21 protein-coding genes are annotated in these 19,699 nt (G+C 72.2%); 8 read left to right on the top strand and 13 right to left on the bottom strand.

The annotated features are described in order from the left end of the window. Nucleotides 1-8: 8 nt before the first annotated feature. Genes OG738_RS20845 through OG738_RS20830 form a run of 4 tightly spaced genes read left to right on the top strand, consistent with a single transcriptional unit; the run spans nucleotide 9 to nucleotide 3,394 of the window. On the top strand, nucleotides 9-404 hold the full coding sequence (locus OG738_RS20845) for a GntR family transcriptional regulator (protein WP_329056066.1): 396 nt from the start codon (nucleotides 9-11) through the stop codon (nucleotides 402-404). Beyond that, nucleotides 401-1,282: an ABC transporter ATP-binding protein gene (locus OG738_RS20840; RefSeq protein ID WP_329056065.1), complete on the top strand. Its 882-nt coding sequence runs from the start codon at nucleotides 401-403 to the stop codon at nucleotides 1,280-1,282. The genes OG738_RS20845 and OG738_RS20840 overlap by 4 nt, the downstream gene beginning before the upstream one ends. Further along, complete coding sequence (locus OG738_RS20835) at nucleotides 1,279-2,262, top strand: transporter (RefSeq protein ID WP_329056064.1); 984 nt, start codon at nucleotides 1,279-1,281, stop codon at nucleotides 2,260-2,262. The genes OG738_RS20840 and OG738_RS20835 overlap by 4 nt, the downstream gene beginning before the upstream one ends. Nucleotides 2,263-2,281: 19 nt before the next feature. Beyond that, a complete protein-coding gene (locus tag OG738_RS20830) occupies nucleotides 2,282-3,394 on the top strand; it encodes an alpha/beta hydrolase family protein (RefSeq protein WP_329056063.1) in 1,113 nt (370 codons plus the stop codon). Nucleotides 3,395-3,580: 186 nt separating this feature from the next. Here OG738_RS20830 and OG738_RS20825 read toward each other — a convergent pair whose 3' ends face one another. After that, nucleotides 3,581-4,123 (bottom strand): ferritin, encoded by a 543-nt coding sequence (locus tag OG738_RS20825; RefSeq protein ID WP_329056062.1) that lies wholly within the window; start codon nucleotides 4,121-4,123, stop codon nucleotides 3,581-3,583. A 57-nt stretch (nucleotides 4,124-4,180) separates the two neighbouring features. On the opposite strand from OG738_RS20825, the gene OG738_RS20820 reads away from it, so the two are divergent. Then, nucleotides 4,181-4,930 (top strand): SDR family NAD(P)-dependent oxidoreductase, encoded by a 750-nt coding sequence (locus OG738_RS20820; protein ID WP_329056778.1) that lies wholly within the window; start codon nucleotides 4,181-4,183, stop codon nucleotides 4,928-4,930. Between the two features lie 38 nt (nucleotides 4,931-4,968). Next, nucleotides 4,969-5,604 carry a PaaI family thioesterase gene (locus OG738_RS20815; protein ID WP_329056061.1) on the top strand — a complete coding sequence of 212 codons (636 nt, stop codon included), beginning with the start codon at nucleotides 4,969-4,971 and terminating at the stop codon, nucleotides 5,602-5,604. A gap of 41 nt (nucleotides 5,605-5,645) precedes the next feature. On the opposite strand, the gene OG738_RS20810 is transcribed toward OG738_RS20815, so the two are convergent. The 5 genes from OG738_RS20810 to OG738_RS20790 are packed head-to-tail and all read right to left on the bottom strand — an operon-like array spanning nucleotide 5,646 to nucleotide 10,088. After that, the gene (locus OG738_RS20810) at nucleotides 5,646-6,404 is read right to left on the bottom strand and encodes an MHYT domain-containing protein (protein ID WP_329056777.1); all 759 of its coding nucleotides are present in this window, start codon (nucleotides 6,402-6,404) and stop codon (nucleotides 5,646-5,648) included. A gap of 43 nt (nucleotides 6,405-6,447) precedes the next feature. Continuing rightward, nucleotides 6,448-7,074, bottom strand: coding sequence for a GTP-binding protein (locus OG738_RS20805; RefSeq protein ID WP_329056060.1), 627 nt, complete (start codon nucleotides 7,072-7,074; stop codon nucleotides 6,448-6,450). Then, complete coding sequence (locus OG738_RS20800) at nucleotides 7,055-7,432, bottom strand: DUF742 domain-containing protein (RefSeq protein ID WP_329056059.1); 378 nt, start codon at nucleotides 7,430-7,432, stop codon at nucleotides 7,055-7,057. Before OG738_RS20800 ends, OG738_RS20805 begins: the two co-directional genes overlap by 20 nt. After that, nucleotides 7,429-7,875 carry a roadblock/LC7 domain-containing protein gene (locus OG738_RS20795; protein ID WP_329056058.1) on the bottom strand — a complete coding sequence of 149 codons (447 nt, stop codon included), beginning with the start codon at nucleotides 7,873-7,875 and terminating at the stop codon, nucleotides 7,429-7,431. Before OG738_RS20795 ends, OG738_RS20800 begins: the two co-directional genes overlap by 4 nt. Continuing rightward, on the bottom strand, nucleotides 7,872-10,088 hold the full coding sequence (locus OG738_RS20790; RefSeq protein WP_329056057.1) for a HAMP domain-containing sensor histidine kinase: 2,217 nt from the start codon (nucleotides 10,086-10,088) through the stop codon (nucleotides 7,872-7,874). Before OG738_RS20790 ends, OG738_RS20795 begins: the two co-directional genes overlap by 4 nt. A 519-nt stretch (nucleotides 10,089-10,607) precedes the next feature. Here OG738_RS20790 and OG738_RS20785 point away from each other — a divergent pair. Beyond that, a complete protein-coding gene (locus OG738_RS20785; protein WP_329056056.1) occupies nucleotides 10,608-11,567 on the top strand; it encodes an ArsR/SmtB family transcription factor in 960 nt (319 codons plus the stop codon). 241 nt (nucleotides 11,568-11,808) lie between these two features. Next, the gene (locus tag OG738_RS20780; RefSeq protein ID WP_329056055.1) at nucleotides 11,809-12,078 is read left to right on the top strand and encodes a hypothetical protein; all 270 of its coding nucleotides are present in this window, start codon (nucleotides 11,809-11,811) and stop codon (nucleotides 12,076-12,078) included. A 9-nt stretch (nucleotides 12,079-12,087) separates the two neighbouring features. Here OG738_RS20780 and OG738_RS20775 read toward each other — a convergent pair whose 3' ends face one another. Genes OG738_RS20775 through OG738_RS20745 form a run of 7 tightly spaced genes read right to left on the bottom strand, consistent with a single transcriptional unit; the run spans nucleotide 12,088 to nucleotide 19,654 of the window. Next, complete coding sequence (locus tag OG738_RS20775) at nucleotides 12,088-12,672, bottom strand: anthranilate synthase component II (RefSeq protein WP_329056054.1); 585 nt, start codon at nucleotides 12,670-12,672, stop codon at nucleotides 12,088-12,090. After that, entirely contained in the window at nucleotides 12,669-14,009 is a 1,341-nt protein-coding gene (locus OG738_RS20770; protein ID WP_329056053.1) for an anthranilate synthase component I family protein, read from the bottom strand. The genes OG738_RS20775 and OG738_RS20770 overlap by 4 nt, the downstream gene beginning before the upstream one ends. Continuing rightward, nucleotides 14,006-15,163, bottom strand: a complete 1,158-nt coding sequence (locus OG738_RS20765) for a DUF362 domain-containing protein (protein ID WP_329056052.1) — start codon at nucleotides 15,161-15,163, stop codon at nucleotides 14,006-14,008. Before OG738_RS20765 ends, OG738_RS20770 begins: the two co-directional genes overlap by 4 nt. Beyond that, nucleotides 15,156-15,830 carry a cyclase family protein gene (locus OG738_RS20760; RefSeq protein ID WP_329056051.1) on the bottom strand — a complete coding sequence of 225 codons (675 nt, stop codon included), beginning with the start codon at nucleotides 15,828-15,830 and terminating at the stop codon, nucleotides 15,156-15,158. Before OG738_RS20760 ends, OG738_RS20765 begins: the two co-directional genes overlap by 8 nt. 15 nt (nucleotides 15,831-15,845) lie before the next feature. Further along, entirely contained in the window at nucleotides 15,846-17,180 is a 1,335-nt protein-coding gene (locus tag OG738_RS20755; protein ID WP_329056050.1) for a hypothetical protein, read from the bottom strand. An 18-nt stretch (nucleotides 17,181-17,198) separates the two neighbouring features. Beyond that, nucleotides 17,199-18,440: an MFS transporter gene (locus OG738_RS20750; RefSeq protein ID WP_329056049.1), complete on the bottom strand. Its 1,242-nt coding sequence runs from the start codon at nucleotides 18,438-18,440 to the stop codon at nucleotides 17,199-17,201. Continuing rightward, nucleotides 18,437-19,654: an ATP-grasp domain-containing protein gene (locus OG738_RS20745; RefSeq protein WP_329056048.1), complete on the bottom strand. Its 1,218-nt coding sequence runs from the start codon at nucleotides 19,652-19,654 to the stop codon at nucleotides 18,437-18,439. Before OG738_RS20745 ends, OG738_RS20750 begins: the two co-directional genes overlap by 4 nt. Between the last annotated feature and the right edge of the window lie 45 nt (nucleotides 19,655-19,699).

The raw sequence follows: 19,699 nt of genomic DNA, 5'->3' as shown, positions 1-19,699 counted from the left end.
AGTTGCCGATGATCGAGTTCCACCTCGACGCCCGGTCCGGGCTGTCGCCGTACCAGCAGCTGGTCCAGCAGGTACGGCACGCCCTCCGGCTGGGCCTGCTCGAAAAGGGAGACCAGCTCCCGAAGGTCAAGGACGTGGTCGCCGCCCTCGCGATCAACCCGAACACCGTGCTCAAGGCCTACCGCGAACTGGAGCACGACGGCCTCGTCTCGGCGCGGCCCGGCGTCGGCACCTTCGTGACCGCGACGCTGAACGGCGCCGCCTCCTTCGCCGTGCTCGGGCCGCTGCGGCAGGACCTGCGCCGCTGGCTCGGCAAGGCGCGCCAGGCCGGCCTCGACGAAGAGAGCATCGAGGCCCTGCTGATGTCCACGTTTCGCGACTCCGCCAGAGAGGACATAGCGTGACCGTCCTGCGTGCCCAGGGACTGGGCAAGAAGTACCAGCGCAAGTGGGCGCTGACCGGCTGCACGCTCGAAATCGAGGCCGGCCACGTGACCGGGCTCGTCGGCCCCAACGGCGCCGGCAAGTCCACGCTGCTGAACATCGCCTCCGGCATGCTGGAGCCGACGACCGGCAGCATCGAGGTCTGCGGCGGGGTGCCGGGCAGCGGCCCGGACCAGCTGGCGAAGGTCGGCTACGTCGCCCAGAGCACGCCCGTCTACACCGGCCTCACCATCGAAGAGCACCTGCGGCTCGGCGCGCACCTCAACCCGCGGTGGGACGACTCGCTCGCCACCAAGCGCGTCGAACGGCTGGGGCTCGACCCGAAGCAGCACGCCGGGAAGCTGTCCGGCGGCCAGCGCGCGCAGCTCGCGCTCACCCTCGGCATCGCCAAGCGCCCCGAGCTGCTGCTGCTCGACGAGCCGGTCGCCGCGCTGGACCCGTTGGCGCGCCGGGAGTTCCTGCAGGACCTGATGGAGGCCGTCGCCGAGCACGGGCTGTCCGTGGTGATGTCCTCGCACCTGGTCAACGACCTCGAACGGGTCTGTGACCACCTCGTCGTGCTGGTGGACTCCCAGGTCCGGGTGATGGGCGACGTCGAAGAGCTGCTCGCCACGCACCACCGGCTCTCCGGGCCGCGCCGCGAGCTCGATTCGCTGCCTTCTGAGCAGCACGTCGTCTCCGCGACGCACACCGACCGGCAGACCACCGTGCTCGTCCGCACCGAGGCGCCCATCCTCGATCCCGCGTGGACGGTCGCGCAGATCGGCCTCGAGGACCTCGTCCTCGAGTACATGAGCAACCCCGCCGCCGCCCGCCCCGCCCTGGAGGTCCTGAGATGACCTGGCTGACTTGGCGCCAGTTCCGCATTCCCGCGTTGTCCGTGTTCGCCGCGCTGGTCGTGATCGGCGTCGTGCTCGCGATCACCGGGCCGGAGCTGGTCGGGCGCACGGACTTCTCCGACCAGGACACCCTCTTCGGCGGGACGATCCTGGTGCTCTACCTGCTGCCCGCGGCGATCGGCGTGTTCTGGGGCGTCCCGATGATCACGCGCGAGCTGGAGAGCGGCACGCACAGCCTGGTGTGGAACCAGACCGTCACCCGCAAGCGGTGGCTCACCACCAAGCTCGGGTTCGGCCTGCCGGCCGCGATGGTCGCGGCCGGCCTGCTCGGCTGGGCGGTGTCGTGGTGGGCGAGCCCGATCGACGCGCTCGCGGCGCAGCAGACCGATCGCGGGATGCTCTCGCGCATCGCCCCGGTGGTGTTCGGCGCGCGCGGCATCGTCCCGATCGGCTACGCGGCCTTCGCCCTCGCGCTCGGCGTCGCGGTCGGGATGCTGCTGAAGCGGACGGTGGCCGCCATGGCCGTCACGCTCGTCGTGCTCGCCGCCGTGCTGCTCCTGGTGCCGGACTTCGTGCGGCCGTACCTGCTGCCGCCGGTGCAGACGACGATCCCGATCGTCAGCAAGGACATCACGAACATCACCGGCGACGGAACCGGCACCGTGCAGGAGATCGGGGTGCGGAACCCGGCCGGCGCGTGGGTGCTGGCGAACGAAACCGTCGACCCGAACGGGAACGTGGCCTCCCCGCTGCCGAACTTCGTGCAGAACTGCCTGCCGAGGCCGGGCGGCGGGCCGCCGGCACGCGGCTCCCTCGAGCAGTGCATGGGGCAGCTGGGCGCGCACGGCTACCAGCAGCGCCTGACCTACCAGCCCGGCTCGCGGTTCTGGCCGCTGCAGTGGCTCGAACTCGCGCTCTACCTCGCGATGACCGCCCTGCTCACCTGGTTCTGCTTCCGCCGCCTCCGGCACCTTTCCTGACTCGATTCCTGGGGGAATCATGCGCACTCTCGCGGTCGCCACCGCTCTGACCCTCGCCCTGTCCGCGTCGCCCGCCGTTTCGGCGGCCACGACGCCCTCCCTGCCCCGTCCGACCGGCCACGAGCCCGTCGGCGTCACCTCAGTGTCCCTTGTGGACAGTTCGCGGCCCGACCCGTGGGTGCCGTCGGTGCCCTACCGGGAGCTGATGGTCTCCGTCTTCTACCCGGCGACCTCGGCGAACGGGCCCAAGAAGCAGTACATGACGCCGCTGGAGTCCGAGCGCAACCTCGAACGGGACAACATCCCGGGGCTGCCCTTGGACGTCCTGAGCACCGTCCGGACGAACGCCGTCGTCGACGCGAAACCGGCCGGGCGGTGGCACGGCCTGCCCCTGGTCGTGCTGTCGCCGGGCTGGACGGAGCCGCGCGCCACGCTGACGGCGCTGGCCGAGGACCTCGCCAGCCGCGGTTACGCCGTCGCGGCGATCGACCACACCTACGAGAACCGCGCCACCACGTTCCCCGACGGCCACGTCACCGGCTGCGCCGCCTGCGAAGTCGACGACCAGCCGGGCATCTGGGAGAAGGTCGCGCAGGTGCGGTCGAAGGACACGTCGTTCGTGCTCGACTCGCTGCTGCGCTCGAAGAAGTGGGGCGCGCTGATCGACCCGGCGCGGATCGGCATGACCGGGCACTCCGCGGGCGGCGCCGTCACGACGCAGGCGATGCTGGCCGACCCGCGCATCCGGGCCGGGGCCGACATCGACGGCAGCATCCACGTCCCGCTCCCGGCGTCCGGGCTGGCCCGGCCGTTCCTGTTCCTGGGCAGCATGGACGAGTACACCCCGGGCGCGCCGGGCCCGTACGACGACTGGGAGACGGACTGGACGCACCTCACCGGGTGGAAGCGCTGGCTCATGGTGTCCGGCACGGTGCACAGCTCGTTCACCGACCTCGGCGTGCTCGCCGCGCAGCTGGGCGTCGACATCGGCGCGCACATCGACGCCGGCCGCGCGCTGGCGATCACGCGGAACTACGTGAGCGCTTTCTTCGACCAGGAGCTGCGGTGCCGGCCCCAGCCGCTGCTGGCGGCCCCTTCGCGCGCCTACCCCGAAGTGACGTTCATCGGATGAGGACGACACCGACACTCGCGCTCCCGGCGCCGACCGGCCGGTGTACCTGAAGGACACCTCACGGCCCGACCCGTGGGTGCCGTCGGTGCGGGGCTGTCCGGAAGTCTCGTTCCGCCGCTGGTGGAGCTGCACGCCCACGCCGTCGCCGCCCGGCAGCTCGGGGCGGACCTCACGCGCTGAGCGGCGTCAGAGCTTCCCGCCCGCGACCGGCGGCATGTCCGGCGCGTCCTCGACGCCCGTGGCCGCCTCGCGGTACAGGTGGTTCTCGACCTCGAAGAGGTTGTCCGCGGCGCGCTCGACGACCGTGAGCAGCGTGGACATCTGCGAGACCTCCTCGACCTGCTCCTTGAGGAACCAGGCCACGAACTGCTCGCCGAGGTAGTCCTCCTCCGCCCGTGCGGCCCGCGCCATCGCCTCGATGTCGGCGGTCACCGCCCGTTCCTGCTCCAGCGCCAGCTCGATGGCCTCGTGCGCGCTCGAGAAGTCGTTCCGGACGTCGCCGCTGCCCGGGATCGCCACCGGCTGGCCCCGGTCGAGCAGGTACTGGACCATCGCCAGCGCGTGGTTGCGCTCCTCGAGCGACTGGCGGTAGAAGCGTTTCGCCAGCCTCGGCAGGTCGCGCGCGTCGAACCAGACGGCGAGGGCGACGTACTGCTGCGCGGCGGTGAACTCGTGCCGGATCTGGGCCTGCAGGAGCTCGGAGAACTTCGAACGCTGGGTGTCGGCCATGCCTCACAAGGTAGCGGCGCACTCTAGGATCTGCGCGTGACGAGCCTCCGAACGGCCCTGCCCGACCTCTCCGGCACGGTCACCTGCGTCACCGGCGCGAGCGGCACCGTCGGCCGCGGGATCGCGCTGCGGTTCGCCGAAGCGGGCAGCGCGGTGGCCGTGCACCACCGGCGTCCCGGTGCGGGCGACGACGTCGTCGCGGCGATCGAGGCCGGGGGCGGCCGGGCGCGCGCGTTCGCCGCCGAACTCACCGACGACGACGCCTGTGACGCCCTGCTCGAAGCCGTCGCGGACTGGGGCGGGCGGCTCGACGCGCTCGTGAACAACGCCGGCGTCCAACCGGTCGAAGCCCTCGCGGACCTGTCGGCGCGACGCTGGCGGGCGATGCTGGACAGCACCCTGACCAGCGCGTTCTCCTGCACCCAAGCAGCCGCTCGGCTGCTGCGCGACGGCGGCAGCGTCACGCACGTCGCGTCGATCGAGGCCCGGCAGCCCGCGCCCGGGCACGTCCACTACAGCGCGGCCAAAGCCGCACTGGTGATGCACGCCCGCGGCGCCGCGCTGGAGTACGGACCGCGCGGGATCCGCGTCAACACGGTGTCGCCCGGGCTGATCTCGCGGGCCGGGCTGGACCGGGACTGGCCCGACGGCGTCGAGCGGTGGCGGCGAGCCGCCCCGCTGGGCCGGCTGGGGACGCCGGCCGACGTCGGCAACGCGTGCGTCTTCCTGGCGTCGCCGCTGGCGTCCTGGATCACCGGGCACGACCTCGTCGTCGACGGCGGCGTCACGGCCCGGCCGACCTGGTAGACTGGAACGTGTTCTAGTTTCAGGGTGCTGGGGGCGCAATGTCCGAAAGCCCGGCTTTCCCGGTCGTCGACGGCGTGCCGCCCGGGCGCGCGCTGCTCGCCGACCGGATCCGCGAGCTGATCGCAGCGTCGGTGTGCGTGGCCGACGACGCCGGCCTGGCCGCCGCGGCCGGCCGGATCGAAGCGGTCACCACCGCCCTGCGCGCCGCGGGCGGGTCGCCGCCGTTGCTGCTGGCCGCGCTCGAAGGCGGCGGCCACCTGAGCATCAACAACCCGCTCGAGGGACCGGGGAACCCGTTGGCGCCGCCGCTGTCCTGGGTGCACATCGGACCTGCGGAGGTCCGGGCCGAGGTGCTCCTCGGCCCGGCGCACGAGGGACCCCCGGGCCGGGTCCACGGCGGCTGGGTGGCGGCGGTCCTCGACCACGTCCTGGGCCGCGCGACCGCGGCGGCGGGCTTCCCGGGCATGACGGCCTCGCTGACGGTCGACTACCACCGCGGAACGCCGTACGCGGTCCCGCTGACCGTCGTAGGCCGCCTGGACCACCGCGACGGCCGCAAGCTCCACGCAACGGCCACCCTCCGCGCGGGCGACGAGATCTGCGCGACGGCGAAGGCCCTCCTGGTGCACTTCAGCGCCGACCGCTTCCCGGTGCCGGTGTCCACATCGGACTGACGGCACCGGCCCGGTCGTGGGTGGGGAACAGTGTTTCTCCCTCACGGCACCAAGGTCGTGTGCCGCGGAGACTCCGAACTCGACGACGCCATCAACACCGCGCAGATCGGGACCGCCATCGCCAGTGCCGCCAGGACGAACACCGGGAACAGGAACGAGAACACCTCCGCGCCCGACGGGTCCGGCGCCGCCGGGTCCAGGTGCAGCCGGACCGCCGCCATGCCCGTGTAGTGCATGCCAGTCACCGCCGCGCCCATCACCAGGCCGGCTGCCAGGCGGGGCAGGAGCTTGTCCAGGCCGACCGTGAACCACAGCGCCGCCGTCGCCGCGACGACCGCGATCACCACCGACAGGGCCACCAAGGTCGGGTCGTAACTGATCGTGCCCTTGACCTGGACCGCCCACATCCCGGTGTAGTGCATGACGTTCACCGCGAGCCCGGTCAGCAGCCCGCCGAGCAGCAGCCGCTTCCAGGCGAACCGGTTGCGGACGCCGAACACCAGCAGGCCGCAGAACACCGCCACCACCGACAGGATCGCCGACAGCGCCGTGCGCAGGATGTCGTAGCGCACCGGCAGCCCGGGCGTCGAGAACCCGAGCATCGCGATGAAGTGCATGACCCAGATGCCGACACCGCCGATCGACAGCGCCGCGAGTCCGAGCCAGGTCAGCCGGGTGCGCGCGTTGTCCGTGGTCCGCGCCTGCAGCGTGCAGGCGAGCCCGAGCGCGCAGCCCACCACCGAAGTCAGGTAGGCCAGCACGACGAGCCAGTGGCCCATCGCGAAGTCGTCGTGGTCCATCGTCATTTCCGTGCTCCTGTCAGGCTTTCTGTGTCGGCCGGGGTCAAACCCCGGACCCCGGCCGGGGAACGAGCCCCCCTGGGCCCCCCGAAAGCAGGCGTGGCGCGTGCAACGCGGCCAACGCGTACTCGGCCGCGGCGATGAGGGTCCGCTTCGTCGACTCCGGCGACCGCGCGTCGCAGGTGATCACCTGGACCTCCGCCGGGATCTTGAGGGCTTCGCGCACCTGCTCGGGCGGGTGCTGGCGGGTGTCCTGGAACTCGTTGACCGCGACCAGGAACGGCAGCCCGCGCGACTCGAAGAAGTCGATGGACGCGAAGCAGTCCGCCAGCCGGCGCGTGTCGACCAGGACGATCGCCGCCACCGCGCCGCAGACCAGGTCGTCCCACATGAACCAGAACCGGTGCTGGCCCGGCGTGCCGAACACGTAGAGGATCAGGTCGTCGGCGAGGGTGAGCCTGCCGAAGTCCATCGCCACCGTCGTGGCGAACTTCCCCGGCACCGCCTCGGTCCGGTCGACGCCGACGGCCGCGGCCGTCATCACGGCTTCGGTGCGCAGCGGGTCGATCTCGGAGACGGCGCCGACGAACGTCGTCTTGCCCGCCCCGAACCCGCCAGCCACGACGATCTTGGCCGAGGTGATCCGCTTGTCAGAGTGCACGTAGTCCACTGAGGACCCTTTCGAGCAGGTCGTTGCGTTCGTCGAAGGAGGCGTCCGCGGTGAGCGTGTCGCGGATCGACACCTGGCCGGCGACCAGCAGGTCGCCGATGAGCACCCGGGCCACGCCCAGCGGCACGCCCAGGTGCACCGCGACCTCCGCCACCGAGCGCTGGTGCAGGCACAGCTGCGTCACCGCGGCCAGCGGGTTGGTCGGGCTGAAGGGCGCCGTCCGCCCCTCCGGCGTCGTCTCGACGAGGGCTTCCACCGCCAGGTCGACCGTCGGCCGGGTGCGGCCGGCGGTCCACGCGTACGGGCGGGCCAGCGAAGCCGCGTGCCGCCCGCCTTCGCGTCGCCGGCCTTCGGTCACCGGCTCGCCCCCGGGGCGGCCGGGGAGTGCAGACTGGGCCGCGCCGGTGTCTCGACCATCTTCCCGACCCGGTCGACCAGCAGCGTCATCTCGTAGCCGACCAGGCCGATGTCGCAGCCCGGGTTGGCCAGCACCACCAGGTTCGAGCCGTCGCCGACGTTCATCAGCATCAGGAAGCCCTGCTCCATCTCGATGACCGACTGCACGACCCGGCCCGCGGTGAACAGGTCGGCCGTGCCGAGCGCGAGGCTCGAGAGGCCGGACGCGATCGCCGAGAGCTGGTCGGCCCGGTCGCGCGGCATCGTGTCGTTCGCCGCCACGAGCAGGCCGTCCGCCGAGACGAGCGCGGCGTGCGCGACGCCGGGCACCTCCTGCGTGAACGACGAGACCAGCCAGTTCCGGGACCCCTCGGCCACTTCCGCTCCTCCCTGCCGCGTGCTCATGACGGGCCCTTCGGGTCGGCCGCGACCCGGTGGCGGGCCGCGCGCATACCGCTGTAGTGCCGGGAAAGGTTGTTCCGCACCGCGGCCGGGTCCCGGAACGACGGGTCGGCGGGCTGCTGCGGCTGCCGCGGGGCGACCGAGCCCGGCGCGAGCTGCGCGCCCGGCTGCCGGGTCGGCAGGCCCGAATCGGTGAGCTCGAGGTCGTCGAGCGTGCCGACCGCGGCTTCGGCGGCCTGCCGGACGTCGTCGGCCGGGGTCGCCCACTCGCCGGGCCGCGCCGGTTTCGCGGGCGTCTCGGCGAACCAGTGCGACAGCATCTGGTCGAAGATCGGCGTGGGCATCGGCGTGTCCGCCGCGACGGCGGGCGGCTCCTCGACCGGCCACCGGGGTTCCAGCTCGTGCCGGGCGGTGCCGTTGACCGCCGGGGGCAGCGCGGACCGCGACGGCAGGTCCACCAGGATCAGCACGCCGGGGACGTGCACGCTGGCGGTGATGCCGGCGCTCGCGGTCCGCGTGGTCGTGGGCCGCAGCCGCACGGTGATCCCGTGGGAGGCGGCGAGCCTGCTCACCACGAACAAGCCCATCCGGCGGGTGGTCTCCGGGCTCACCGACGCGCCGGCGGCCAGCCGCGCGTTCGCCGCCTCGAGGTCTTCGCGGGTCATGCCGAGGCCGACGTCGACGACCTCGATCAGCACGCCGCCGTCGAAGCCGCGGTCGGCGGTGAGCACGACCGGCTCGTCCGGCGGGGACGACCGGATCGCGTTCTCCAGCAGCTCGGCGAGGATGTGCACGACGTCGGCCGCGGCCTCGGACTGCACCGACCCGCGCGGCGCGTTGCCGAGCGTGACCCGCTGGTAGTCCTTGACCTCCGACGTCGCGGCCCGCAGCAGTTCGACCGTCGCGACCGGCCCGATGTCGCGGCGCACCGGTCGTCCACCCGCCAGGACCTGCAGGTTCTCGCCGTTGCGCCGGAGCCGGGTGGCGATGTGGTCGATCTGGAACAGCTCGGCCAGCCGCTGCGGGTCCTGTTCGTCGGTTTCGAGGTCCTCGATCACCGACAGCTGCAGCTCCACCAGCGACTGGCTGCGCCGCGACAGCGTCATGAACATCTCGCTGACCTGGATCCGCATCTCGGCCTGCTCGCCGACGGCCAGCCGCACCGCCTGCCGGTGCATGTCGTCGAAGGCGCGGGCCAGCTGGCCGATCTCCTCCTCGGAGTCGATCGGGAGCCGCTCGGTCGCCTGCCAGTCGACGTCCTCGCCCTCCCGGATCCGCTCGATGGTGCCGGGCAGCCGGCGGCGCGCGGTGTCGACCGCGGCCGCGTGCAGCCGCCGGATCGGGACGACCACCGAGCGGGCCACGGCGAGCGCGATGGCGAGGGCACCGAGCAGCGACGCGATCACCAGCGCGGTGTCGCGCAGCGCGTCGGACCGGGTGACGTTGGTCCGCGCGCCGACCGCGTCCGAAAGCGTTTTCACCTGGTCGGCCAGGATGGCCTCGAGCGCCGCGCGCTTGGCCGCGGGCCCGCCGGCGCCGGGGATGGTCGCGGCGGCGAACCGCGCGGCCACCGCACCGGCGGGCAGGGCGCGGCGGATCTGCCCGGTGAGCACCGATTCCTCGGCGACGGCCGCCGCGAGCGCGTCCGCCGACCGTCCGTCGGGGACCTCCTGCCCGGCCAGCGTCGCCCTCAGCTGCGTCAATGCTTTCACGCTGTCGGCCGAAGCGTCGAGATCGGCATTCCCGGCCTGGGCGACGATGCCGGGGATCATTTCACTGAGGCTGACGACGAAGTCGTGGTAGGCGGGAGTTTTCTGACCGGCGGAACCGTCCTGCTGGCGCAGGCCGGCCAATTTACCCAATTGATCATCCAGCGCTCGGGAAAGCGCCGGGTCGAGCTGCGCGAATTCGGCGTCGTGGCGGATGGCGGCGGCTTTCGCGTCGACCGCGGCGGTCTGCGCGGCCGCGGCGTCGTGGATCAGCTCGTCGTCGACGAGCCCGGTGAGCTCGGCGATCCCTTGCACGACGGGCATTTGGTCCCGTACCGCACTGAGCGCGCCCGCCTGGGCGAGTTCGGCCTGCACCCGCCCGCCCGCCAGCAGCAGCGCGACGAGGACGGGCAGCAACAGCACGACGGAGATCTTCGTGCGCAGCCGCCAGGTGCCGGGTTTCCACGACGCGGTGGAACGACGGCGAAGCGGTTCGTCTTCTTTCATCGGTGGCGTGGCTCGATTCGTACCGGTGGCCCGAGAACGATTTCCTGGAACTTTCCCCGGAATTCAGAACGCAGACATAACTCCGGCCACCACGGCGCTGTCAAGGAATGCCGGGCGGTTCCCCCGTACGCACCAGCTACGCAGGGTGAGCTTCGACAGCCCGGCTCTTTACCTTCGCGGAGGGTGAGCGTGCCCTCAAGATCGGCCGGAAAACCCTGTGGTGTCCGTGAATTTCCGCCCGTGCCGCCGGGCCGGGCAGCGCCCCGGCCGCCGGCGGGCCGTGCGCGGACCGTGGTCGCCCGGGTCCGGACCGTCTACTTCGGACCAGACGGCCAGGCCGACCCCCAGCCGGCCCGCACCACCCCGTCGCCGGGGTACGGCCAGAACGTGCCAGCGGCGCGACGGCGGCGTCAACCGGCCCCGGGACGTTTCGGGCCTGCTCGAAACGTCGCCGCACCCACGGCCGCGAAACCCCGCCCGACCGGTGGCTATTCTCGTCCGGGAAAGGGCGGTGCGTCGATGCTGAAGATCCACTTCACGGAGGCGGACCTGGCGAACGTGACCATCGCCGGGGACGCCGATCCGATGTGGGAGCTGCTCATGAGCAGCTACCGGATCCGGCGGCCGGAGGGCGAGCCGTTCTTCGGCCGGTGGCGGAAGGGGTCGCGGTCCGCGGTGCCCGAGTCCGGCCGGCTGCTGATGTCGGCCGTCCCGCCGTACGGGTACTGCCCGGACTTCCTCACCCCGGCCGGGCACGCCACGATCGGCGACGGCGTCTCGGCGGTGCTCGAAACACCCCCGGCGGCCCTGGCCGCCGACATCGCCGAGCTGGCGGCGCAGGGCTCGCGCGTCCCGCCGTGGCTGCGCCGGCTGGCCGACGGCGAGCCCCGCGAGCTGCGCCGCCTCGGCACCGCCCTGCACGACTACCACCGCCAGTGCGTGGCCCCGGACTGGGCCACGGTCCGCCGCGTGGTCGCCCGCGACCGCCGCCGGCTGCAGGCCGGCCTGGACCGCGGCGGCCCGCAGCTGCTGCTCTCGACGCTGCACCCGGACATCACCTGGTCGCCGCCGGTGCTGCGTGTGCGGTTCCCGATCGAGCAGGAGCTCCACCTCGACGGCCGCGGCCTCCACCTGATCCCGGCGTTCTTCGCGCACGGCATGCCGACGACGTACAAGGACCCGGGCCGCCCGCCGGTCCTGGTCTACTCGATCGGCAACCCCCGCTTCGACAGCGACGCGGAGCCCGGCCCGTCGCTGGCGGCGCTGCTCGGCCAGACGCGGGCGCGGGTGCTGATGACGGTCGCGGTCACCCGCTGCAACACGAGCGAGCTGGCCGAGCTGACGGGCGTCGCACTGGCCACGGCGAGCCAGCACGCGTCGGTGCTGCGGGCCAGTGGGCTGATCACCAGCGCGCGGTCCGGGAAGTCGCAGATCCACGAGATCACCCCGCTCGGCCTGGGCGTCATCCGGGCCGGCTGAGGTACCTGGCCGGACGACACGCGTGATGGGAGGGTCGACACGGTCACCGGCCTGCTCGACCGGTGTTGGCCCGGTGCGCGGTGATCGTGTTAGCCTGTCGCCGTGCAGCGCCTCATGACGTCCTCGCGACTCGTAACCCGGCGCGCCGGCTGAACCCAGGTCGCCGGCGCGCAGCGCCGTCGATCGCCCTTTCTCCGGGACCTGGCCCCGATCTCATCCTCGTCGATCCGGGAGATCCGCCATGTCCACTTCCTTCGCCGTTCCCGCCGCCCGTTCGGCGATGCTGCTGCGCCGCCGCATCGCCACGTACTTCGTCGGCGGCGCCGAACAGATCCCGGCGCTGGTCAGCGCCCTGGCCGGCCACCTCGTCCACGAGCTGTCCGTCGACATCAAGGACGGCGTCCGCGAGAGCAGCATGGTCTGCGCCGTCCTGCTGGCGGCCGAGGAGACCGAGCCGCTGCTGACCCGGCTGCGCGAGCTGCCGTCGGTCGTTTCGGCCGAACTCGCCTAGCTGGCCGGATCAGTAACTGCGCACCAGGGTCCGCGAGCGCATCGCGTTCGCCACCATCGCCACGCCCTCCTCGGTGAACAGCGACTCCGGGTGGAACTGGACCCCCTCGATCGGCAGCTTGCGGTGCCGGACGCCCATCACCTCCCCCGTCGACGACCACGCCGTGACGACCAGGTCGGCCGGCAGCGAAGCCGGGTCCAGGACCAGGGAGTGGTAGCGCGCCACCGTCAGCGGGTTGCGCAGGCCCGCGAAGACACCGTGGCCGTCGTGGGCGAGCGGGGAGCACTTGCCGTGCATCGGCTCGGCCGCGTGCACGACGCGGGCGCCGAACGCCGCGCCGATCGCCTGGTGGCCCAGGCACACCCCGAAGATCGGCACGCGCCCGGCCAGCCGGCGGACCAGCTCGACCGAGATGCCCGCGTCCGCCGGGTCGCCGGGGCCCGGCGAGATCAGCACCAGCTCCGGGCCGAGCGCCTCGACATCGGCCACCGAGATCTCGTCGTTGCGGTAGACCTGACACGAAGCGCCGAGGTTTCCCAGGTACTGCACCAGGTTGTAGACGAACGAGTCGTAGTTGTCGAGCACGCAGATCACGCGGCCACCCCTTCCACGGTCACGCCGAGGGCGCGGGCCCCGGACGCGAGCTTCGCCAGGCACTCCGCGTACTCCTCGGCCGGGTCGGAGTCGTGGACGATGCCGCCGCCGGCCTGCAGCCGGATTTCGCCGTCGCACCAGACCATGCTGCGGATCGTCAGGTACAAGTCCACATGGGACACCCCGAACGAGCCGACCGCGCCCGAGTACAGCCAGCGCCGCGACGGCTCCAGGCTGTCGATGATCTCCATCGCGCGCACCTTCGGCGTCCCGGTCATGGTGCCGGCCGGGAACGTCGCCCGGATCAGCTCGGCGGTGCCGCGCCCGGCCGACGGCTCGCCCCACACGTCGGACGTCAGGTGCATGACGTGCGAATACCGCTCGACGGCCAGCAGCCGCTCCACCGACACGGTCCCGGGGCGGCACACCCGGCCGAGGTCGTTGCGGGCCAGGTCGACCAGCATCCGGTGCTCGGCCAGCTCCTTCACCGAAGAACGCAGGTCGTCCTCGGCGAGCCGGTCGGCGCGGCCGTCACGGCCCCGCGGCCGGGTGCCGGCGAGCGGGCGGATCAGCGCCCGGCCGCCCGACAGCGTTAGGCACGGCTCGGGCGACGCCCCGACCGCCTCGAAAGCCGGGCCGCCGTACCAGAAGTGGTACGGCGACGGGTTGATCTCGGTCAGTCTCCGGTAGACGCGCAGTCCGTCCACAGTGGCCGGTGCGGTCCAGGCGTTGGACAGCACGAGCTGGAAGACGTCGCCGTCCAGGATGTGCCGCTGCGCGCGCCGAAGCGCGTCGACGTACTCGTCGTACCCGAAGCCGAACGTCCCGGCGCCGACCGCGACGACCCCCAGCGACGTGACGGCGAGCCCGTCGAGCGTGCGGGCGACCTGGGTGGCCGCCTTGCGCGCGGCCGCGGGGGTCGTGCCCCGGCCGATCACCCGGCCCTCGGCGACCAGCACCTCGGGCAGGAAGAACTCGTACACCGGACGCCCGCCCGCCGGGTGGCGGCCGGGCAGCCGCTCGAAGTCGCGGGCGGCGTCGTAGGCGAGGAACCCGAACCAGGCCGCCTCGGCGTCGGTGCTGTCCGGCGGGAGGTCCAGCCCGGCCAGCAGGTCCACCGCGGCCGTGACCGGCGCGGGGCCGTCGCCACCGGGGTGCGCGAGGACGGCCAGCTCCCCCACGGCCAGCACGGCGTCCCGGCCGCCCGGTCCGGCGGTGAGCATGACGCGCCCGGCCGGGCGCAGGGCCGCGGCCGCCGCCACCGGGTCGACCGTCGTGGCCAGCCGGACGACGTGGCGGTGCAGCCGGGCGCCCGGCGCCGGCGCGGACGTGATCATCGCGCGACCGCCGGCACCCGGAACTGCGTCCGCTCGTGGTCGCCGACGGGCTTGCCCATGGCGTAGCGGAACGCGGCGAGCTGGATCGCCCGCGGCGGGCAGCCTTCGACGAAGATGCCCAGGTCCCGGCTCTCGTACAGGCAGTTGCCGACGAGCACGACCTCGCCACGCAGGGGCGGCACCTCGACCTGAGGCCCGGAAATGACCGTCATCTCCCCGTCCCATTCGCACAGCTCCCCGGCCAGCGCCCGCATCGCCCCGGCGACGAACCGGCTGCACGCCGGGCACGCATTGTCGGCGTAGACGTGGATCCCCTCGCGCGGCACGACGATCTCGACCGGCGCCTTCACCATGTCGAACGCCAGCTCGTCGAGAGGTGTCCCGAGCAGCTCGATGTCGTCGAGGGACAGCGGGCCCATCCCGCGCGAGTGCGCGTCACGCAGGTACGCGACGCTGTCCGGGTCGAAGCCCGCGAGCGTCCCGACGGCGACGTCGAGCGCGACGGCGTTGCGGCTCGCGGCCAGGAACCCGACGTCGCGGGCCTGCCCGTCCATCGGGTAGTTGCCCTCGATCACCGTGGTCCCGTCGCACACCACCAGGTCCTGCGGCCGCATCAGGTTCAGGTCCACGGTGGACTCGTCGACACCCGCCATGTGCACGATCCGGGTCGTGTACCCGGGCAGCAGCCCCACCAGGTTCTTCATCGCGTTCGAGTAGACGACGCTCGCGTGCGTGCGCAGCTGCGGGACGCCGATGAAGTAGTCGCAGTCCAGGATCAGCTCCGGGACGGCGATCGGCACCCGCAGCGACGTCGCGCCCGGGATGCCGGTGATGCGCAGCGGCAGATCGTCGAAGCTGACGACGCGGGCGTACTTCCCGGCTTCGTGGTCGCGCAGGATCTCGTAGATCGCGTGCGTGCGCTCGGCGATCACCGGGCGAGCCCCGTGCTCGGCGACGACGCGCGCGATCGCGGCCAGCAGCGCCGGCCGCACGTGGAACCCGGGTGCGGTCTGGAACAGGTTCGGCTTGATCAGCACCTCGGCGCCGGCCGGCAGCGCGGACAGCGGGTCGCCGAGCAGGCCGAGCAGCCGGGCCAGGCCGTCCGGCACGTCGGCGTCGCCACCGACGGCCGTGAGCGCGACCTGATCAGTCATCGGTGTCCTCCACCGCGATGACGCGCGCCGGAGCGGCCTCGGCGCCGGCGACCTTGGTCGGCAGCGCGATCAGCTGGACGACCTGCTTGGTCAGCTCGTGCATGTTGGTGACGTACTCCAGCAGCGGGATCCCGGCGGCGAGGAGCGCGTGGTGCACCGGGGACGCGGCGTCGCCCGGCCGTTCGGTGAGGCAGTCGAAGCCGATCAGGCACGCGTCGTTGTCGATGGCCCACTGCGCGGCCGACGGCGTCAGGTACGGCGGGCGGTCCCAGTAGTCGGGCCGGCCCCAGTTGTGCCGCAGGTAGTCCGTGCGGATGAGCAGCCGGTCACCGGGCCGCCACACCGGCCGCAGCGTCTTCTCCAGGTCGTCGCCGGTGACCTCGTCCAGCTCGCCCTTGTGCGACAGGTCGGCGACGCAGGCGCGGCCGATCAGCGTGCCGAGCGGGACCTCGTCGATGCCTTCGGTGCCCGGGTAGAAGTGCAGCTTGTACTCCATGTGCGTCCCGTTGTGCGGGAACACGTGCAAGTAGGAGAACGTGCGCTTGGTGCCGTACGGGTCGGTCTCCGGCGTCATCGAGCGTTCGCTGGCGAACTTCGGGAACCAGTCGGCGGGGTAGGACGGCATTCCGTCGTAGAAGCCGTGGGTGAGGTCGACGAGTCGGGGCACCGGGGTTCTCCTTGCTCAGCAGGTGAAGAGGCAGGTGTTGCGGACGTCGGGGTTGTTGATCATGGTGATGACGGTGGTGCCGCCGGGCGGGATCGCGCGCACGCCGCCGCCGGAGAGGCCGGCCGGGGTCATGAACGCCGCCCACAGCGCGTACCACTCGGAGCGCGCGCCGGTTTCGGGGTCGATCACCGTCTCCAGGTTCGGCCGCACGATCTCCTGGACGAGCGAGCCGGTCCGCGAACCGGCTTCGAGCGTCTCCCGCCAGGTTCCGGCGTCGACCTCCTGGCCGATGACGACGCCCTGGCCGCCGTAGAGCCCGGTCGGCTTGAACACCAGCTGGTCCTGACGCCGCACGCACTCTTCGATGCGCCCGGCGTCCGGGCCGGCGCCGGGGCGCCCGAGCATCCGGCACCACGGCAGCACCCGCTCGATCACGGCCTGCTCGTCCGGCGAGAAGAGCGAGGCGAACTCCGACAGCATCGCGAGCGTGCCCTTGTTGCTGAACACGTTCGTCGGCGTCCAGACGACGACCTGGCCGGCTTCGTGGGCGCGGAAGACCGGCTCCAGCAGCGCGTCGCAGTCCGGGTGCTCGAGCATCTCCTCGAGGCCGTAGTACCGCAGGATGACGTCGACCGCGGTGCCGTCGAGGTACGGCTTCCCGGCGCGGAACTCCAGGTCGCCGATCTCGCCGGCGCGGCACTCGACGTCGTTCTCCGCCAGCAGTTCCGCGATCGCGCGCCGCTGGTGGCCGTAGGTCGTCATCCCGCCGGGACCTTCGACGATCGCGACCACCGGCTCGCCGGCGCCGATCGCCTTGCCCGCGTTGCGCAGCGCCTCGGCGAGGTCGGAGCCCATGTCGAGGAAGCCGAGGCCGTGCTCCGCGGCGAACTCGGCGACGGCCGGGACGCGCAGGTACGCCTTGGGCAGCGTGCCCACCATGTCCAGGCCGCCGAGCGCGCTGCCGATGTTGTACTCCAGCAGCTTGAACGCCGAGCCGTCGTAGTAGACGTCGGCGCGGCCGTACAGCGGCGGCGGTCCCTCGCCGAGCAGCCGCGTCATCAGCGCGGCGTGCCGGTCGTCGATGCCGAGCGCGGTGCGGAACCGCGTGAAGTCGCCGTCGAAGAGCCGCCGCGGCAAGGTGCCGACCAGCTCGTAGACCGTGACGAGGTCCCGGCCGAACGCGCGGTACTCCGCCTCGTCGACCATGATCGGCCGCGGCAGCAGCCGGGGCCAGGACAGGCGCTTGGTCTCCGACAGCTCCAGGCTCGCGCGTGCGTGGCGCAGCGGGCTGTCCGCCTCCTCGCACCCGGCGAGGTAGGCCTTGGTGATCCGTTCGGACCGTGCCGACATGGTTACCTTCCCAGTGAGTCAGGCGGAGACCGCGACGCGGGTCTCGCGACGGGCCAGGATCGCCCGGTACTGCAGGATGATCACGGCACCGAAGGCCAGGTAGATCCCGGCCATGCCCTGCATGCTGAGCACCGCGCTCAGGCTGACCAGGATCGAGTTGACGATCTGGCCGAACCGGATGTGCAGGTAGTACGCGGCGAGGTAGCGCGGCCGGCCGTCGTCCGGGGCCAGCTCGGCCAGCAGCGCCTGCTGCACCGGCAGGTTCATCAGCTCGCCGACGGTCAGCACGACGACGGCGACGAGCAGCAGCCAGGCGTCGTCGGTGACGGCCAGCACCGCGAACCCGCCCGCGTACAGCGTGATGCCCGCGTAGAGCCGGGCGCGGTCGGGCATCCGCTTCAGCAGCGTGTTGACGACGAGGGCGAACACGACGACCAGGACCGTGTTGACCGCCTTGAGCACGCCGAGCATCTCCACGCCGGTCACCGCGCCGAACGGGACCACTTCCTGCGTGGGGAAGCCCGTCGACAGCCGGATCCCGATCGCGGTGCTCAGCTGCCCTTCGAGCGTCAGGATCAGCGTGGCGGCGATGATCAGCCTGCGGAACGTCGCGTCGGCGAGCACCACCTGGTAGCCCTGGACGAACTGCGCGACGCCGGTGAGCTTCGCGGCCGGGCGAGGGACGTCCGGCTTGGTCTCGGCGACCATCGTCACCGTGATCGTGAGGGCGAACGCCATCCCGATCGCGCCGGCGAGGATCACCGCGCCGAAGTGGGCGCTGTACAGGAAAGCGCCGAGCAGCGCGCCGGTGCCGAGCGCGAGGTTGATCACCCAGTAGTTGACCGTGTAGACGAACTTGCGCTGCTCCGGCGGGGTGACGTCGATGATCGTCGCGTCGTTGGCGGGCAGCGCGAGGTTCGTCCCGAACTTCACGATGGCGTAGCAGAAGTAGACGGCGAGGGCGCCCCAGCCGGAGTAGTACGCGACGGCCATCAGCGCGAGGAAGCCGGTGCCGACGAGATCGCCGACGATCAGCACCGGACGGCGTCCCCGGCGTTCGGACAGGTGCCCGCCGACGAGCATGCCGACCACCGCGAAGGCGGCGAACACCAGGATCAGCGCGCCGGCGACCGCGACGCCCACGTGCGCCGCGAGGTAGATCGCGATGAACGTCAGGATCATCGCGTCGATCAGCTTGTGCACGAACGCGAGCCCGACGCGCAGCCGGACGTTGCGGTGCAGGGCGAAGAAGCTCCTCATCGGACTTCCACCTCGATCAGGGCACGGACGGCGTCCGCGCGGGCCAGGGCCGCCGCCGCGTCCGCGGAGCCGGTGAGGATGACGAACCCGTGCCGGGTCTTCGAGCTGACCGTCTCCGGCAGGACGTCGCCGGGCGCGAACGGGAAGCTCAGGGTGTCGACGTAGTCCAGTGCGCGGGCCTCCTCGAGACCTTTCACCGACTGCAGAACTCCCGTGGGGAAAGTGAAGTAGGCGATGTGCCCGACGAGCCCGCGGGGTTCCGGGAGGGCCGTCCGCCCGGCGAGGGCGGCGAACATCGCGCGCTTGACGTCGAAGCCGCGGGCGTGCTCGATGAGGTTCGGGATCTTGTCGCCGCCCAGCCTCGCCTGCGACTCCACGATCCGCGGCCCGTCCGCGGTGACGATCACCTCGGTGTGCGCCGGGCCGCACTGGTAGCCGACGGCGTCGAGCAACTCGACCGCGAGGGCGCCCGCCTGCCGCGTCTCGGCCGTCTCCGGCTCGCCGAAGAGGTGGCCGCGCTCGACGAAGTGCGGCAGCGGGCCGAGCAGCTTGCGCGTCACGCCGAGCACGTGGTGCTCCCCGCGCACGGTCATCGTCTCGACGCTGAACTCCGGGCCGCGCAGGTACTCCTCGACCAGCAGCGGCCCGGAGTAGGCCAAGGCGGCCAGCTCGTCGCCCCAGGCGGGCAGGCCGGCGGGATCGGTGAGCAGCAGCGTGCCCCGGCTGGCCGACAGCGCGGCCGGCTTCACCACGACCGGCAGCGTGAAGCCGCCGAGCAGCCGCTCGACGTCCCGCCAGTGGTCCGCGACGGCGAACTTCACGGTCGAGATGCCCTTGTCGCGCAACAAGGTGCGCATCGCGAGCTTGTCGTTGAGCAGGAAGACCGCACGCGGCGAGTTGACGGCCTTGCCGAGGTCGTCGGCGACCTCGTACGCGAGCTGCATGCTCTCCTCGCTGCCGACGTGCCAGACGTGCTCGGCGCCGGTCTCCCGGACGGCGTCACGGATCGCGCCTTCGTACGCGACGCGGTCGGTGAAGTCGACCAGCCGGAGGCCGTCTGCGTGCGCCTCGACTTCCTTCAGGTAGGCCGGGGCGTCCGCGCCGAACAGCCGCCCGGCCTCGGCCGGGTCCCAGATCGCCGTGATCCGGAAGCCCTCCGCCCGTGCCTTGGCGAGGTATGCCTGGTACGGCATCACCATCACGAGGTTCGGCATGTCGTCTTCTCCTGTCCGGGCATCGGTCGCCCCAGCCTCGCCGAC

This window comes from Amycolatopsis sp. NBC_01488, assembly GCF_036227105.1.
Classification (GTDB): Bacteria; Actinomycetota; Actinomycetes; order Mycobacteriales; family Pseudonocardiaceae; genus Amycolatopsis.
This window is presented reverse-complemented; position numbering and strand designations above follow the sequence as displayed.